15 protein-coding genes are annotated in these 15142 nt (G+C 74.9%); 7 read left to right on the top strand and 8 right to left on the bottom strand.

Annotation, left to right across the window (positions count from 1 at the left end; all coding sequences use genetic code 11):
• Nucleotides 1-66: 66 nt before the first annotated feature.
• Complete coding sequence (locus tag HS045_RS16745; protein WP_196452262.1) at nt 67-1566, top strand: PucR family transcriptional regulator; 1500 nt, start codon at nt 67-69, stop codon at nt 1564-1566.
• Here the strand turns inward: HS045_RS16745 and HS045_RS16750 are convergent.
• On the bottom strand, nt 1563-2258 hold the full coding sequence (locus HS045_RS16750) for a TetR/AcrR family transcriptional regulator (RefSeq protein WP_307827557.1): 696 nt from the start codon (nt 2256-2258) through the stop codon (nt 1563-1565). The genes HS045_RS16745 and HS045_RS16750 overlap by 4 nt on opposite strands.
• A gap of 206 nt (nt 2259-2464) precedes the next feature.
• On the opposite strand from HS045_RS16750, the gene HS045_RS16755 reads away from it, so the two are divergent.
• Complete coding sequence (locus HS045_RS16755) at nt 2465-3892, top strand: aldehyde dehydrogenase family protein (RefSeq protein ID WP_196452263.1); 1428 nt, start codon at nt 2465-2467, stop codon at nt 3890-3892.
• Between the two features lie 104 nt (nt 3893-3996).
• Here HS045_RS16755 and HS045_RS16760 read toward each other — a convergent pair whose 3' ends face one another.
• Both HS045_RS16760 and HS045_RS16765 read right to left on the bottom strand, forming a co-directional pair.
• Entirely contained in the window at nt 3997-5169 is a 1173-nt protein-coding gene (locus HS045_RS16760) for a serine protease (RefSeq protein WP_196452264.1), read from the bottom strand.
• A 51-nt stretch (nt 5170-5220) separates the two neighbouring features.
• Nucleotides 5221-6303: a serine protease gene (locus tag HS045_RS16765; RefSeq protein ID WP_196452265.1), complete on the bottom strand. Its 1083-nt coding sequence runs from the start codon at nt 6301-6303 to the stop codon at nt 5221-5223.
• Nucleotides 6304-6485: 182 nt separating this feature from the next.
• On the opposite strand from HS045_RS16765, the gene dxr reads away from it, so the two are divergent.
• The 4 genes from dxr (at nt 6486) to HS045_RS16785 (ending at nt 11508) form a co-directional block, all read left to right on the top strand.
• On the top strand, nt 6486-7670 hold the full coding sequence (gene dxr / locus HS045_RS16770) for a 1-deoxy-D-xylulose-5-phosphate reductoisomerase (protein WP_196452266.1): 1185 nt from the start codon (nt 6486-6488) through the stop codon (nt 7668-7670).
• A gap of 44 nt (nt 7671-7714) precedes the next feature.
• Complete coding sequence (gene ispG / locus HS045_RS16775) at nt 7715-8881, top strand: flavodoxin-dependent (E)-4-hydroxy-3-methylbut-2-enyl-diphosphate synthase (protein ID WP_196452267.1); 1167 nt, start codon at nt 7715-7717, stop codon at nt 8879-8881.
• Between the two features lie 144 nt (nt 8882-9025).
• A complete protein-coding gene (locus HS045_RS16780; RefSeq protein ID WP_196452268.1) occupies nt 9026-10606 on the top strand; it encodes an alpha/beta hydrolase in 1581 nt (526 codons plus the stop codon).
• A gap of 59 nt (nt 10607-10665) precedes the next feature.
• The gene (locus HS045_RS16785) at nt 10666-11508 is read left to right on the top strand and encodes a GNAT family N-acetyltransferase (RefSeq protein ID WP_196452825.1); all 843 of its coding nucleotides are present in this window, start codon (nt 10666-10668) and stop codon (nt 11506-11508) included.
• Nucleotides 11509-11534: 26 nt separating this feature from the next.
• Here HS045_RS16785 and HS045_RS16790 read toward each other — a convergent pair whose 3' ends face one another.
• The 3 genes from HS045_RS16790 to HS045_RS16800 all read right to left on the bottom strand — a co-directional run bounded on the left by HS045_RS16790 (nt 11535) and on the right by HS045_RS16800 (nt 13214).
• Nucleotides 11535-11912 (bottom strand): DUF3037 domain-containing protein, encoded by a 378-nt coding sequence (locus HS045_RS16790; protein ID WP_196452269.1) that lies wholly within the window; start codon nt 11910-11912, stop codon nt 11535-11537.
• Nucleotides 11909-12730, bottom strand: a complete 822-nt coding sequence (locus HS045_RS16795; RefSeq protein ID WP_196452270.1) for a HipA family kinase — start codon at nt 12728-12730, stop codon at nt 11909-11911. The genes HS045_RS16790 and HS045_RS16795 overlap by 4 nt, the downstream gene beginning before the upstream one ends.
• Nucleotides 12731-12797: 67 nt before the next feature.
• Nucleotides 12798-13214 (bottom strand): SRPBCC family protein, encoded by a 417-nt coding sequence (locus HS045_RS16800; protein WP_196452271.1) that lies wholly within the window; start codon nt 13212-13214, stop codon nt 12798-12800.
• Nucleotides 13215-13276: 62 nt separating this feature from the next.
• Between HS045_RS16800 and HS045_RS16805 the strand changes: the two genes are divergently transcribed.
• Nucleotides 13277-13822, top strand: a complete 546-nt coding sequence (locus HS045_RS16805) for a TetR/AcrR family transcriptional regulator (protein WP_196452272.1) — start codon at nt 13277-13279, stop codon at nt 13820-13822.
• Between the two features lie 99 nt (nt 13823-13921).
• On the opposite strand, the gene HS045_RS16810 is transcribed toward HS045_RS16805, so the two are convergent.
• Nucleotides 13922-14641: a hypothetical protein gene (locus HS045_RS16810; RefSeq protein ID WP_196452273.1), complete on the bottom strand. Its 720-nt coding sequence runs from the start codon at nt 14639-14641 to the stop codon at nt 13922-13924.
• Nucleotides 14628-15140 carry a SigE family RNA polymerase sigma factor gene (locus HS045_RS16815; protein ID WP_196452274.1) on the bottom strand — a complete coding sequence of 171 codons (513 nt, stop codon included), beginning with the start codon at nt 15138-15140 and terminating at the stop codon, nt 14628-14630. Before HS045_RS16815 ends, HS045_RS16810 begins: the two co-directional genes overlap by 14 nt.
• Between the last annotated feature and the right edge of the window lie 2 nt (nt 15141-15142).

Consider the following 15142-nt stretch of genomic DNA (forward strand, 5'->3'; position numbering starts at 1 on the left):
GATGATGCACTATGGCAAAATCACCGGGATCCGTATGGCCGTGACGTACAAAACCAGGAGGCGGCCGTGGCCCCGACGCTCCGCACCGTCGTGCAGCGGCCGTCGCTCGGCCTGTCCGTGCGCACCGGCGGCGACGCGCTCGACCGGCCGGTGCGCTGGGTGGCGGTCAGCGAGCTGGAGGACCCCACCCCGTTCCTGGAGGGCGGGGAGCTCGTCCTGACCACGGGCATGCCGCTGGACGCCGCGGGCGCCGGGCCGTACGTCGGCCGGCTGGTCGCCCGCGGGGTCAGCGGGCTGGGGTTCGGCGTCGGCCTGGGGCACGGGACGGTCCCCGCCGGGCTGCTGGCCGCCGCCGACCGGGCGGGGCTGCCGCTGCTGGAGGTGCCGCGCGAGACCCCGTTCGTCGCCGTCGGCAAGGCGGTCAGCGACCTGCTCGCCGCCGAGCAGTACGAGGAGATCACCCGGGCCTTCGCCGCGCAGGGCCGGCTGACCCGCGCGGCGCTGCGGCCCGAGGGGGCGCGGGCCGTGGTCGACCGGCTCGCCCGGGAGCTGGGCGGCTGGGCGGTCCTGCTCGACGAGGCGGGAGCCGTACGGCACGCGGCGGGGCGGGGGGCGGCCGCCGTCGGCGCGGTCCTGCCCGAGCTCGGCCGCCTGCGGGGACGTGCGCGGGAGGGCGGGAGGGCGGCCAGCCTCGCCTTGTCCACCCCGGGTGAGCACGTCGTCGTCCAACCGGTCGGCGCGCGCCGGGCCGGGGGGTTCTTCGCCGTCGGCCTCGGCAGGCCGTTCACGCCGGTCGAGCACACCGTGGTCAACGCGGCGGGCTCCCTGCTCACCCTCGCGCTGGAGCACGGCCGCGAGCACCTGGCCGCCGAACGCCGGGTGCGCGCCGCGGCGCTCCGGTTGCTGCTGGCCGGCCAGACGGCGGCCGGCCGGGAGACGCTGGAGCGGCTGGGCGACCGGTTCCCCGACGGGCCGCTGGTGGTGCTGGCCGCCGGGGGCGACCGCGAGGCGGTGCTGGAGGCGGTGCTGGAGACGGTGCCGGAGCTGGTGGGGGAGACGGCGGGGCAGGGGTTCGCGGTCGCCGAGGGCGACCGGGTGCTCGTCCTGGTCCCCGCGGCCGGGGCGGACGAGGCGGTCGCCGCCCTCGCCGGCCGGGCCGGGGCCTGCCCGCTCGGGGTCGGTGCGCCGGTGGGCCCGGAGGACCTGCGGACCGGGATCGAGCAGGCCGACCGGGCGCTCGCCTCCGCCCGGGGCCCCGCCGGCCCGGTCGTGCGCTTCGCCGACCTGGCGGGCCGGGGGCTGCTGGCGCTGCTGGACGCCGGCGCGGCCGCGGCGTTCTCCGCGGCGCTGCTCGCCCCGCTGCGGGAGTACGGCTCCCGCGCCGACCTGGTGGAGTCGCTCCGCGCCTACCTGGCGTGCAACGGGCACTGGGACGCGGCGGCCCAGCGGCTGGGGGTGCACCGGCACACCCTGCGCTACCGCATGCGGCGGGTCGCCGAACTGCTCGGCCGCGACCTGGACGACCCGGCGGTCCGCGCCGAGCTGTGGGTGGCGCTGAGCGTCTAGCGGGCCGGGTGACGCGGGCGTTCCGGCGGCTGACCGGCGTGCGGCGGGTCCGGCCGTCCGGCGCCGGTCACCAGGTAGCGGTGGATGACGGCCCGGGTGGCGGTGTCGAAGGCGGAGCCGTCGCGCAGGTGCCCGGCACGTTCCAGGCTGATCGCCCCCTGGGCCGCGGACCAGAGCACGTCGGCGATCCTGCGGGGCTGGGTGGGGACGAGCCGGCCCTCCGCGATGCAGTCGGCGATCACCCGGTCGAAGATGTTGAGCGCCGCCCGGGCCAGGGTCCTGGCCCGTTCACTGGGGATGAAGCCGGGGATGGCCCGCTCGAACATCAGGCTGTAGTACCCCGGCTCGGCCAGCGCGGCCTCCCGGTAGACGGTGCCGAGCGCGGTGAGGCGCTCCAGGGAGTCGAGGTGCGCGGGCACGGCCTCCAGGCGGCGCCGGAAGCGCTCGAAGCCCTCCAGGTAGAGCGCCTCGGCCAGGCCCTCCTTGCTGCCGAACATGGTGTAGATGACGGTCGTGGAGCATCCGGCCTCGGCGGCGATGCGCCGCATCGACAGGCTCTCCGGGCCGACGGTGAGCAGGAGGTGGTTGGCCACGTCGAGGAGCTTGGCGCGCAGTCCGTCCTGCGCGGCGCGGTCGCCGGAGAGGTAGGCGCCCTGGAGTCCGAGCGGGGCCGAGGAGGTCAATGGGGCCACGCCTTTCCGCTCGGGGGACTCGCATCGGATGACTTAGCCACAGTGGAGGTCATCCAAACCGCCAGTCAGGCAGAAATATCGTCAATAAACCTGTTTTAAGGCTAGAATCCGGACGAGTTATTTTATCCGGATCGGCGCGCCCGCGGAGGGGCGTTGTGCGGAGTGGAGCGACGCCGGACCCGGCCGGGTGGCATAGCGTCGGGGGCATGGACGTGCGCCCCTTCTGGCTCGCCGGCCGCCCCGCGACCGGGGACGGCGAGCTCACCGTGACCAACTCGCATGACGGCCGCGTCGTCGGCGTCTGCTCCGTGCCGACCCCGGAGCAGGTCGAGGAGGCCGTCGCCGCGGCGGAGGCCGTGCGCAGGCAGGCCGCGGCCCTACCCGTGCACGTGCGGGCCGAGGCCCTGGCCCATGTCTCGCGCCGCCTGGCCGAGCGCGCCGACGAGATCGCCCGCCTGATCACCGAGGAGAACGGCAAGCCGGTCTTCTGGGCCCGGGGCGAGGTCGGCCGCGCGGTCTCGACCTTCCGCTTCGCCGCGGAGGAGACCCGCCGCTCCGGCGGCGAGGCGATGCGCCTGGACACCGAGCCCGCCGCGGCCGGCCGCCTCGCCTACGTCTCCCGCGTCCCGCGCGGGCCGATCCTGGCGATCACGCCGTTCAACTTCCCGCTCAACCTGGTCGCCCACAAGGTCGCCCCGGCCATCGCCGTCGGCGCCCCGGTCGTCGTCAAGCCCGCTCCCGCGACGCCGCTCTCGGCGCTGCTGCTCGGGGAGATCCTCGCCGAGACGGACCTGCCCGCGGGCATGTTCTCCGTGCTCCCGGTGCCCAACGAGCGCGCCGCCGCGCTGGTCGAGGACCCGCGCCTGCCGGTGGTCTCCTTCACCGGCTCCGGCCCGGTCGGCTACGCGATCATGGACAGGGTGCCGCGCAAGCACGTCACGCTGGAGCTCGGCGGGAACGCCGCCGCGGTCGTCCTGGCCGACGCCGACCTCGACTGGGCCGCCTCCCGGGTGGCGCTGTTCTCCAACTACCAGGCCGGGCAGAGCTGCATCGCGGTCCAGCGGGTGATCGTCGAGGAGTCCGTGCGGGACGACTTCCTGGCCCGGCTGGTCCCGGCCGTCGAGGCCCTGGTGACGGGGGACCCGGCCGACGAGAAGACCCAGGTCGGGCCGCTGGTCTCCGTCGAGGCCGCCGAGCGGGTCGAGCGGTGGGTCGCCGAGGCCGTCGCCGGCGGGGCCCGCGTGCTCACCGGGGGCACCCGTGACGGCGCCACCGTCGCCCCCACCGTCCTGGTCGACGCGCCCGCCGACGCCGCGGTCTCCTGCGAGGAGGTCTTCGGCCCGGTGATGGTCGTGCGGAGCGTCTCCGGCGCCGACGAGGCCTTCGCCGCGGTCAACGACTCGACGTACGGCCTGCAGGCCGGCGTGTTCACCCGGAGCCTCGACCTCGCCTTCCGGGCCAACCGGGAGCTGGAGGTCGGCGGCGTGGTCGTCGGGGACGTGCCGTCCTACCGCGCCGACCAGATGCCCTACGGCGGCGTCAAGGACTCCGGGGTCGGCCGCGAGGGCGTCCGCTCCGCGATGACCGACTACACCTACGAGAAGGTCATGGTCCTGACCGGGCTGAGCCTGTAGCCCGCGGGACGCGCGGTACGACCCCGCGCTCCGGAGCGCGGGGCCGTGCGGTGCGGGGCCGTGCCGTGCGGCCGGAGCGCGGGGACGGCGGAGGGACGGCGGTGTCAGGACCGCTGGGCGGTGAGGTAGAGCTCCTTGGCGGTGTCGCCGAAGTAGGGGCCGTACATCGTGCCGTGGTCGTCGCTGTACTTGAAGCTGCTCACCGAGGTGATGGTGCCGCGGCCGGTGGCGGGGTCGAAGGAGCTGAACCAGGGGCCGCCGCTGGACCCGGCCGTCATGTTGCAGCGCAGACCCTGGTCGCGGGTCTGGCCGTACGGGTCCTCGCGGACCGGGCCGGCGCAGTAGATCATGTGCTCGCCGTCGTAGGGCGGGTCGACGGGGAAGCCGAAGCCGTAGGCGTGGCGGCCGCGGGCCGCGCCGAAGGCGATCTCCTGGGCGCCCACCACGTCGGCGAGGTGCCGGCCGTTCCTGGTGTTGAGCGCGACCATGGCGAGGTCGTGGCTGTCGTCCGCGCTGCGCGACCACGGCCCCGCGACGAACATGCGGCGGGCGGTGAAGCGCCCGTACGGCTGGCTGCCCTGATCGTAGCCGGGGACGAAGGTCCAGTTCTCCGCCCACGCGCCGGCGCCGTCCTTGACGCAGTGCCCGGCCGTGACGACGAGGTCGCGGTTCCCGCTCCGCACCGAGCTCGCCGAGCAGACGAAGTCGACCCCGCCGAGGGTGAGGAACACGCGTCCGGTGGTGCTGCGCACCGCGCCGCCCGCGGTCCAGCGGGCTCCGCTGGTCACGGCGGTGGCGGGGGCGGAGGCCCGGCGGCGGGCGGGGGAGGTCAGGCCCGGCGCGCCCGGTCTTCCGGTGAGCGCGGTGACCGGGCCCAGGGCCGGGGTGCCCGGTCTTCCGGTGAGCGCGGTGACCGGGCCCAGGGCGCCGGCGAGCGTGTCGAGCAGGCCGAGCGGGACGGCCCTCGCCATCCGGCGGGGGGTCCAGTAGCCGAGCACGCGGCGCTGCTCCGCCGCGCTGCGGGCGGCCGCGTGCTCGACGATGTCGGGGCCGCCCGCGCCCCCGCTGCCCCGGAAGGCCTTCCCGGCGGTGTGCACCGTGCTCCGGGGGGTCGTCCCCGCGGGGCGCGCGGGGGTCCGGGGCAGGGCCGCGGCCACCACGCCGGCGCCGACGAGGCCCCGTCCGTGCTCGGGGGCGGTCGTCGCGGAGGTGAGGGGGGCGCCCGTCAGCCCGATGGCGAGGGGGACGGCCGCAAGCAGGGCGAGGCTCGGGGTCATGAGCCCGAGTGTGCACTACCCCGGGTTTCCTTGTGGCTACTTTGCGTGAAGCTACGGGGCCTCGGCGCCCTGGGCGGCCTGGTAGACGGCCTGGGCCTCCACCCCGAAGTAGGGGCCGAGCATCCAGCCGCTCGCGAAGCCGTACTTGAAGCTGTTCACCGAGTTCAGCGTGCCCAGCCCGGTGGCCTCGTCGAAGTCGAGGAACCACGGCCCGCCGCTCGACCCGCCCGTCATGTCGCAGTTCAGCCCGAGGTCGCGGGACATCAGGAAGTCGTCGAAGGCCCGGCCGCTGCAGTAGACCAGCGTCGAGCCGTCGTAGGGGGCGGCGGCCGGGTAGCCGAAGGCGTGCATCTGCCGCCTGCGCGCCTGGTTGAAGGCGACCCCCTGGCCGCCGACCACGTCGGTCAGGTGCCGCCCGTCCAGCGGGGCCACCACGGCGGCGGCCACGTCGTGGTCGATGTCCTCGGCGTTGTTCCACTGCGGGGTGGTGTAGAGCGCGGTGGCGACCCAGGTGCCGTGCGGCCGCTCGCCGCGGTCGTACCCCGGCACGAACACCCAGTTGGTGTGGAAGGCGCCGCCCATCTTCACGCAGTGCCCGGCGGTGATCACCGTGCTCCTGTTCTCGCTGGTCACCGCGTTGCCGGAGCAGGAGGCGTTCCGTCCCCGGTAGGTGAAGAAGACCCGTCCGGCGGTCCCGGTGACGGCTCCGCCGCGGGTCCAGGGGGAGCCGTCGACGGCGCGGGCGGTCCGGGCGGGGGCGGACGGCGCGCCCGTGCGGCCGGCCGCGGCGCTTCCGCCGCCCCCGCCGTCCGCGCCGTCCGGGGCGGTCGCGGGGACGGAGGACGGGGCGGCCGCGGCCTGCGCGGCGGACGCGGAGCCGGTGAGCCGGACGCCGTCCTTGCGGGGGGCCAGGGCGTCGAGCGGCCGGGCCGCCTCCATCCGCGCCTCGGTCCAGTAGCGGCGCACGACGCGCTGCTCGGTCCCGGTGCCGGCGGCCTCCCGCTCCACGGGGGCGGGGGTCGCGGGTGCGGCGGGGCCCCCGGCGGCCCCGGCCGCGGCCGGGGAGAGCAGCGTCCCCCCCGCGGCGAGGGCGAGAAGGGGGACAAGGGGGACAAGGCGTGCCGTGCGGTGCATGTGGACCTCCCGAGACCTGGATGCTGACTCGGGAAGCTAGTGCGCCGGATATCCGCATTTCTCAAGATTTACGACTATTGATATGACGGGATTCGGGCGTAAATCGCGATTTTCATCGGGTGTTTCTCGGGTCACGGATTCCGGCGGTCCACCGCACGCCGGACGCCCGCGAGAATGGGACGATGCAGCCAGACACCACCCGCTCCGTCGCCCTGCTCGGCTCGACCGGCTCCATCGGGACCCAGTCCCTCGACGTCATCGCCCGCAACCCCGGCAGGTTCCGGGTGGCGGCGCTCGCCGCCGGAGGCGGCCGGATCGACCTGCTGGCCCGCCAGGCGGCCGAGTTCCGGCCCGAGGCGGTGGCGGTGGCCGACCCGGCGGCCGTGCCCGCGCTGAAGGAGGCGCTGGCCGCCCGCGGCGTGACCGCGACGGTCCTGGCCGGACCCGAGGGGGTCGCCGAGGCGGCGGCCTGGCCGTGCGACACCGTGCTCAACGGCATCACCGGCGCGCTCGGGCTGACCTCGACGCTGGCCGCGCTGGAGGCCGGCCGGACGCTCGCGCTGGCCAACAAGGAGTCGCTGATCGTCGGCGGGCCGCTGGTCAAGCGCCTGGCCAAGCCCGGGCAGCTGATCCCGGTCGACTCCGAGCACGCCGCGCTCGCCCAGTGTCTGTGGGCGGCCGGGCCCACCGGCCCCGACGCCTCCGCGGTGCGCAGGCTGGTCGTCACCGCCAGCGGCGGGCCGTTCCGCGGCCGGTCCCGCGCGGAGCTCGTCGGGGTGACGCCGGAGCAGGCCCTGGCCCACCCGACCTGGTCGATGGGGCCGGTCATCACGGTGAATTCGGCCACACTCGTGAACAAGGGCCTGGAGGTCATCGAGGCCCACCTGCTCTTCGACGTCGGGTTCGACCGGATCGACGTCGTGGTGCACCCGCAGTCGGTCGTGCACTCCATGGTGGAGTTCACCGACGGCTCGGTCATCGCCCAGGCCAGCCCGCCGGACATGCGGCTGCCCATCGCGCTCGCCCTCGGCTGGCCCGAGCGGGTCACCGGCGCCGCCCTCCCCGTCGACTGGACCCGGGCCCACACCTGGACCTTCGAGCCGCTCGACGACGAGGCGTTCCCCGCGGTCGCGCTCGCCCGCCACGTCGGTTCCGCGGGCGGCACGGCCCCGGCCGTCTACAACGCGGCCAACGAGGTCTGCGTGGAGGCGTTCCTGGGCGGGCGGCTGCCGTTCCCCGGCATCCTGGACACCGTGGCCGCGGTCGTCGCCGAGCACACCCCCGGCGAGGCCGGTTCGGCGGAGGAGGTGCTCGCCGCCGACGGGTGGGCGCGGATCCGGGCCCGGGAGCTCACCGCCACCTCGTAGCACTGCCTAGACTGGAGCGGTCGCCGACATTCGTAAGGTTGAAAATGACTTCTGTTGCTCTCGGTATCCCCTCGGTGAGGACCAAGCCGATCGCCGAGCGACGCCGTTCCCGTCAGATCATGGTCGGTTCCGTGCCGGTGGGCGGTGACGCGCCGGTCTCGGTGCAGTCGATGACCACCACGGTCACCGCCGACGTCAACGCCACCCTCCAGCAGATCGCCGCGCTGACCGCCGCGGGCTGCCAGATCGTCCGGGTCGCCGTGCCGTCCCAGGACGACGCCGAGGCGCTGCCGATCATCGCGAGGAAGTCGCAGATCCCGGTGATCGCCGACATCCACTTCCAGCCGAAGTACGTCTTCGCCGCGATCGAGGCGGGCTGCGCGGCGGTCCGGGTCAACCCGGGCAACATCAAGAAGTTCGACGACAAGGTCGGCGAGATCGCGCGCGCCGCCGCCGACCACGGGGTGCCGATCCGGATCGGCGTCAACGCCGGCTCGCTCGACCCGCGCCTGCTGCAGAAGTACGGCAAGGCCACCCCCGAGGCGCTGGTGGAGTCGGCGCTGTGGGAGTGCTCGCTCTTCGAGGAGCACGGCTTCCGGGACATCAAGATCTCGGTCAAGCACAACGACCCGGTCGTGATGATCCAGGCCTACCGGCTGCTCGCGGCCCGGTGCGACTACCCGCTCCACCTGGGCGTCACCGAGGCGGGCCCGGCGTTCCAGGGCACGATCAAGTCGGCCGTGGCGTTCGGCGCCCTGCTGGCGGAGGGCATCGGCGACACCATCCGGGTCTCGCTGTCGGCCCCTCCGGTGGAGGAGATCAAGGTCGGCATCGGGATCCTGGAGTCGCTGAACCTGCGCGAGCGCGGCCTGGAGATCGTCTCCTGTCCGTCCTGCGGCCGGGCCCAGGTCGACGTCTACACCCTGGCCGAGCAGGTCCAGGCCGGGCTGGAGGGGCTGAAGGTCCCGCTGCGCGTGGCGGTCATGGGCTGCGTCGTCAACGGCCCCGGCGAGGCCCGCGAGGCCGACCTGGGCGTGGCCTCCGGCAACGGCAAGGGCCAGATCTTCGTCAAGGGCGAGGTCATCAAGACCGTCCCCGAGTCGCAGATCGTGGAGACCCTGATCGAGGAGGCCCTGCGCCTGGCCGAGGAGATGGGCGTCGAGGTCGACCTCGACGACGACGCCCCCGGCCCCGAGGTCGTCGTGCGCTGACCCTTCCGGAGACGCGGCGGGCCGGGCGGGCGGCTGCGGGCCGCAATCACTCGATCACGCAATGGTAAGCATCCGGCCTGGTGGCCGGTGGTCCGGCGCCTCTCCGAGGGACGATCTCCCTGCCGACCGAGGAGGGGAGTCCCAGTGAAGAGGGTCGTCGGGGTTGTCGCGGGCATCGGGATGCTCGTCGTCGCCGTCGGGGCACCGCCTCGGGCGATGGCGCAGATCAGGCAGGACCTCGTGTGGGGGGCCTGCGACCGGACGGGCGAGGGACGCACGAGCGCCCCGGCCGCCCCGGGGGTGGAGTGCGCCACGCTCAGGGTGCCGCTCGACTACCGCCGGCCGTACCGGACGATCGGCATCGCGCTGAACCGGATCAAGGGCAGGACCCCGCGGGCCGGGAACCACCTGGGCGTCCTGCTGGTCAACCCCGGGGGGCCGGGCGCCTCCGGCCGCGACCTGGCCAGGTACGTCGCGGCGGCGCTCCCCGGCGGGCTGGCGGACCGCTTCGACGTGATCGGCTTCGACCCGCGCGGGGTGGGGCGGAGCACGCCCGCGCTGCAGTGCGTGGACCCGGGCGACTACTACGCGCCGCCGCGTCCGGACCACGTCCCGAAGACCGCGCAGGAGGAGTCCGCGCTGGTCGGCCGGGCCCGCGAGTACGCCGAGGCGTGCCAGGCGCGGTGGAGCTGGTTCCTGCCCCACCTGACCACGGAGAACTCCGCCCGGGACATGGACATGATCAGGGCGGCGCTGGGCGAGTCCCGGATCAGCTACCTGGGCTACTCCTACGGCACCTACCTCGGCGCGGTCTACGCGACGCTCTTCCCCCGGCGGGTCAAGCGGCTGGTCCTGGACAGCGTGGTCGACCCCCGCGGGATCTGGTACGCCTCCAACCTCAAGCAGAACGCCTACTTCGACCGGCGGCACCGCGACTTCCTGGCCTGGACGGCCCGCAACAACCGCGTCTACCGGCTCGGCGCGACGGTCGCGTCCGTCTCCTTCGCCTGGTACGCCACCCGGGAGCGGCTGCGCACCCGCCCGGCGGGCGGCGTGGTCGGCCCGAGCGAGTTCGACGACGTCTACACCGCCGGCGGCTACTCCGACGCGCTCTGGCCGGAGCTCGCCCGCGCCTTCTCCGCCTACGTCAGGCGCGGCGACACCGAGCCCCTGCTGGCCGCCTACCGCAGGCACGCCGAGAACGACGCCGCGACCGAGAACGGCTACGCGGTCTACCTCGCCACGGAGTGCGCGGACGCGCCCTGGCCCCGCGACTGGAACAGGTGGCGGGCCGACACGGCCGCGGTCCACGCCAGGGCGCCCTTCATGGCCTGGCAGAACGCCTGGTACAACGCGCCGTGCGCGTTCTGGCCCGGGCGGGGCGGCGTCCCGGTGCGGATCCGGCAGGACCGCGCCCTGCCGGGCGCGCTGCTGATCCAGTCGCGGCGCGACGCCGCCACGCCGTACCCGGGCGCGCTGGAGATGCGCCGGATCCTCACCCGCTCCCGGCTGGTGGTCGAGGGCGGCGGCGACCACGGCGTCGCCCTCTTCGAGGGCAACCGCTGCGTGGACGGGCACCTGGCCGCCTACCTGCGGGACGGGACGCTGCCCGGACGCACCGGGCGGGCGGGGGCGGGGGTCGACGCGCGCTGCGCGGCCGGTCCCGGGCCGAAACCCGCGGCCCGGGCCGCGCGGGTACCGCTGACGGCGGATCCGGGCAGGTAGATACCGATCTGCGAGCCAATCCTGTCAAACCCGGCGGTCTCGCGTAGGCTGGGCCCGTGATGCTGCGCACAACGGCGTCGCGCGTGCTCGACGACAACGATCGCGACGAGGTCCTGGCGCTGCTCGACGCCGACCCCGTCGCCAATGTCTTCGTCGCCTCCCGGGTCCGGTCCGTCGGGCTCAATCCGGCCCGGCTGGGCGGCCAGATGTGGGGGTTCGGGCCGCGCGGCGGCCTGACCTCGCTCTGCTACGCCGGAGCCAACCTCGTCCCGGTGAACGCCGGCGCCGAGGCCGTGCACGCCTTCGCCGACCGGGCCAGGAGGCAGGGCCGCCGCTGTTCCTCCATCGTCGGCCCGGCCGACGCGGTCGAGCCGCTCTGGGAACGGCTGGAGCCCCACTGGGGTCCCGCCCGCGCGGTCCGCTGGGCCCAGCCGCTGATGGCCACCGCCAGGCCCTCCCCGGTCCCGCCCGACCCGCTGGTGCGACGCGTGCGGCCGGAGGAGTTCGAGACCGTGCTCCCCGCCTGCGTGGCGATGTTCACCGAGGAGGTGGGCATCTCGCCCGAGGCGGGCGACGGCGGCGCGCTCTACCGGTCGCGGGTGGCGGAGCTGATCCGGATCGGCCGGTCCTACGCCAGGATCGAGGACGGCACGGTCGTCTTCAAGGCCGAGATCGGCGCGGTCACCCCGCAGGCCTGCCAGATCCAGGGGGTCTGGGTCGACCCCGCCTGGCGCGGCCGGGGCCACGCGGTGACCGGGATGGCCGCGGTGGTCGAGCAGGCCCTCGCCTGCTTCGCCCCGGTGGTCTCGCTGTACGTCAACGACTACAACGCCCCCGCCCGGGCCGCCTACCGCAAGGCGGGCTTCCGGGAGGTCGGCACCTTCATGTCGGTGCTGTTCTAGCCGTCCCGCGCCGTCGCGCCGGTGTCTCAGGCCGTGCGGACCAGGCGGGACATCAGGTGCTCCAGCTCGGCCTCGGGGTCGGCGGTGAGGCCCGCGTGGACCGGGCCGGTCTGCACGACGGTGCTGCGCGGCGCGGTCAGCCAGCGGAACCGGCTGCCGGGCGACTCGGCGGCCAGCGGACCCGCGTCCTCGGTGCAGGAGAGCCGGTAGGCGTCGAGCGCGTGCCGTACCGCCGCGACGTCGGTGCGGGCGTCCAGGGCGCGCAGCCGCGGCTCGTCCAGCTCCACGCGGGCGCACAGGTAGCCGCGCGGCTGGCAGTACAGCAGCACGCCCGCGTTGATCAGCTCGCCGCGCTCGACGCGCGGGACGACCCGGATGACGGCGTACTCGTAGACGTCTCTCACCGGGCGCCCTTCCAGAACGTGCCGATCGAGCCGGTCTTCCGCTCCCGCCGGTCCGGCGGCGGCCCGGCGGCGGGCTCGGGCAGCCAGGCCCTCGGGCCGTGCGCGCGGGCCAGCAGGTGCTCGGCGTAGGCCCGCCGTACGGCCTGCGCGTCGCCGGTGCCCGGCTCGTCCTCCACCAGCCACTCGGCGGGCACCTCGCCCGTCACGGCGTCGAGCAGGTCCGGCGTGATCCGGGCGCTCAGCTCGGCGTCGGCGGCGGCCATCTCGGTGGCGAAGGGGGCCAGGACGTGGTCGGCGGCGTCGAAACCGCGCTGGGGGTCGGCGGTGCGCCAGTTGTGGTGGAACCACAGGGCCGCGCCGTGGTCGATCAGCCAGACGTCGCCGTGCCACAGCAGCAGGTTGGGGTTGCGCCAGCTCCGGTCGACGTTGTGGACCAGCGCGTCGAACCAGAGCAGCCGGGAGGCGAGGACGGGGTCCGGCGGCCAGGTGAGCGGCTCGAAACCGAGGGAGCCCGGCAGGAAGTCGACGGCGAGGTTGCGCCCGGCGCTGGCCTTGAGCAGGTCCTGGATCTCCTCGTCGGGCTCGCGGGCGCCGAGCTGCGGATCCACGTCGATCACCTTCAGGTCGGGGGTGCGGAAACCGAGCCGCCTGGCCAGCTCGGCGCAGATGACCTCCGCGACGAGCACCCGGCGGCCCTGCCCGGCGCCCCGGAACTTCACGGCGTAGGTGCCGAGGTCGTCGGCCTCCATCACGCCGGGCAGCGACCCGCCCTCCCGCAGCGGCGTCACGTAGCGGGTCGCCGCGATCTCTTCCAGCACCTCGCCAGGCTATCGGCTCGCGGGGCGGCTCCCCGCCCGCCGGTCCGGGGCGCAGGTCATCCGGCGGTCACCCCGCGACGGCGCGGCCGGCCTCGCGTTCGAGGTTGTCGAGGAGCCGCTCCAGCACCGCGTCGTGCTGCCGGCGGATGAGCACCGGCCACAGGAGCCGGAACAGGCCGGTGGTCCGGCCGGTGATCTCGTGCCGGACGAGGGTGCCGCCCTCGGCGGGGTGGAGGGTGAAGCCGTGCCCGCCGGTCATCTCCCGGGTGTCGAACCACAGCCGGCGGCAGGGCTCGACGGCGCCGACGCGGTAGCGCATCGGGCCGTGCTCGACGGGGGCGCCGGGGCGGGCGCCCTCGGGCAGGCGGAAGCCGCCCTTCTCCTGCGGCCAGAGCCGGTCGCCCTCGCCGCCGAGCCCCATGAGCAGGTCCCAGACGCGCTCGGGCGAGGCGGGGATGAGGCGTTCGTGCATGTTGTACACCATGGGACTCCTCCATACGGTTGCGTACGGCCCGACTGTACGCCTCCGTATGGAAGACTGTGCGGGTGGGTCGGCTGAACGCGGGGGACTGGGCGAGAGCGGCGCTGGAGGCGCTGGCCGAGGGCGGCCTGGCGGCGGTGGCGGTGGAGCCGGTGGCCGTACGGCTCGGCGCCACCAAGGGCAGCTTCTACTGGCACTTCGCCAACCGCCGGGCGCTGGTCGAGGCGGCGCTGGCGCTCTGGGAGTCCGGCACCGAGGAGATCATCGCCGGGCTGCTGGAGATCCCCGACCCGGCACTGCGCATGCGCACCCTGCTGGAGTTCGCCTTCGGCGACCCGGTGGACTCGAAGATCGCCTTCCAGCTCGTCAGCGCGGCCGACGATCCACTCGTCGCCGAGACGGCCCGGCGGGTGAGCGCGCGCCGGCTGGAGTTCATGGGGGCCACGCTGGAGGAGGCCGGGCAGCCGCCGGGCCTGGCCCGGGGGCGCGCCGTGGCCGGCTACAGCGTCTACCTCGGGATGGCCGCCCTGCACCGGGTCGGCGCGGTGGACGAGCCGATCGGCGCCTTCATGGACCTGGCCCTGTCGGAGATGGGCCTGGCCGGCTCCTGACGCGGTGACGGGCCGGCCGGGGCGGACGGCGCCCCGGCCGGTCGACGGAACGCCGCGCGCCATCCCGCCACGCCGGACCCGTCCCCGGCCGGCCGGGCCCTACCGGCCGTCGGTGAGGCCCTCGGCGACCCTCCTCAGCTCGCGGTCGACGGCCGCGTCGCCCAGTTCCTCGGCGTAGACGGGGCTGAACGCGATCAGGGCCCGCCGCCGCTCGCCCATGGTGAGGTAGAGGACGGGGGTGCCCTTCATGCCGTCCTCGCCGACGCCCATGAGGGCCCGGTAGCCCTTCCGGCCGCCGACGGTCACCTCTCCGCCCTCCCCCTCGCCGCGATGCGCCTGGACGATGTCGTCGAACTCCTGGACGGCCCGGTCCTCGAACACCGTGATCTGGACGCAGTAAGGGCCCTCGGCGTCCCCGTCGCGGTTCCACGAGGTCCAGTAGGTGTCGCCGTTGTCGACGGACCAGTGCGACCACCGCAGACCGGGCGGCAGGTAGCCCGCCTCGACGCGCCCGAACGCCTTGCCGTCGCCCAGGTCCCCGAGGTCCGGGGGAGCGGACTGCGGGAGAGGGGTGTCGTCGACGGCGGGCGGAGCCGGCGTCTCGGTGACGGCGGGCGTCGACAGGGCGCCGGGGGCCGCCGTCAGGTAGGCGGGCGGCGCCACGGCGACGGCCAGCGAGGCGGCCAGGGCCGCGATCCTGTTCTGCTTCCGCCTGCGCCGCGCGGACCGGACGATCCGCTCCGTGAGGTCGGGCGCGGCGTGCAGCCCCGCCGTCGCGTCCGCCATGATCCGGTGGAGCCGGTCCTCAAATGCGGGCATTGCCGATCACTCCTTCCACGGATGTCTCTCCGAGTGCGGTACGCAGCTTGGCCAGCGCCTTCGACGCCTGGCTCTTCACCGTGCCGACCGCGCAGCCGAGCGCCTCCGCGGTCTGGGCCTCGGTGAGGTCCTCCCAGTACCGCAGGACGACCACCGCACGCTGCCGGGGAGGCAGGCCGCGCAGCGCGTCCATGAGGACGTGGCGCAGGTCGACGTCGGCCGGGCGCGTCGGCCGCTCGGGCAGGGCGCGCGCCGGGACGATGCGCAGGATCGCCCGGCGGCGGGCCCGGCTGATGGCGGTGTTGACGATGGTGCGGCGCACATAGGCCTCGACGGTGTCGTGCCGTACCCGCTCCCAGTTCCGGTAGGTGCGCTCCAGCGCGCTCTGCAGCAGGTCCTCCGCCTCCGCCCGGTCCCCGCAGGCGAGATAGGCGACCCGGAGCAGGCTCGTGGCCCGGGCGGCCACGAAGTCGCCGAAGTCGTGGTCGGCGCGGCTCACGA

This window comes from Planomonospora sp. ID82291, assembly GCF_015711645.1.
Taxonomy (GTDB): domain Bacteria; phylum Actinomycetota; class Actinomycetes; order Streptosporangiales; family Streptosporangiaceae; genus Planomonospora.

What these genes read in the sequence shown, in the direction of transcription:
- HS045_RS16755 (WP_196452263.1), top strand. Translation starts at nt 2,465, where the DNA reads ATGGACGTGCGCCCCTTCTGGCTCGCCGGCCGCCCCGCGACCGGGGAC.
- HS045_RS16760 (WP_196452264.1), bottom strand. Translation starts at nt 5,169, where the DNA reads ATGACCCCGAGCCTCGCCCTGCTTGCGGCCGTCCCCCTCGCCATCGGG.
- HS045_RS16765 (WP_196452265.1), bottom strand. Translation starts at nt 6,303, where the DNA reads ATGCACCGCACGGCACGCCTTGTCCCCCTTGTCCCCCTTCTCGCCCTC.
- dxr (WP_196452266.1), top strand. Translation starts at nt 6,486, where the DNA reads ATGCAGCCAGACACCACCCGCTCCGTCGCCCTGCTCGGCTCGACCGGC.
- ispG (WP_196452267.1), top strand. Translation starts at nt 7,715, where the DNA reads ATGACTTCTGTTGCTCTCGGTATCCCCTCGGTGAGGACCAAGCCGATC.
- HS045_RS16785 (WP_196452825.1), top strand. Translation starts at nt 10,666, where the DNA reads ATGCTGCGCACAACGGCGTCGCGCGTGCTCGACGACAACGATCGCGAC.
- HS045_RS16800 (WP_196452271.1), bottom strand. Translation starts at nt 13,214, where the DNA reads ATGGTGTACAACATGCACGAACGCCTCATCCCCGCCTCGCCCGAGCGC.
- HS045_RS16810 (WP_196452273.1), bottom strand. Translation starts at nt 14,641, where the DNA reads ATGCCCGCATTTGAGGACCGGCTCCACCGGATCATGGCGGACGCGACG.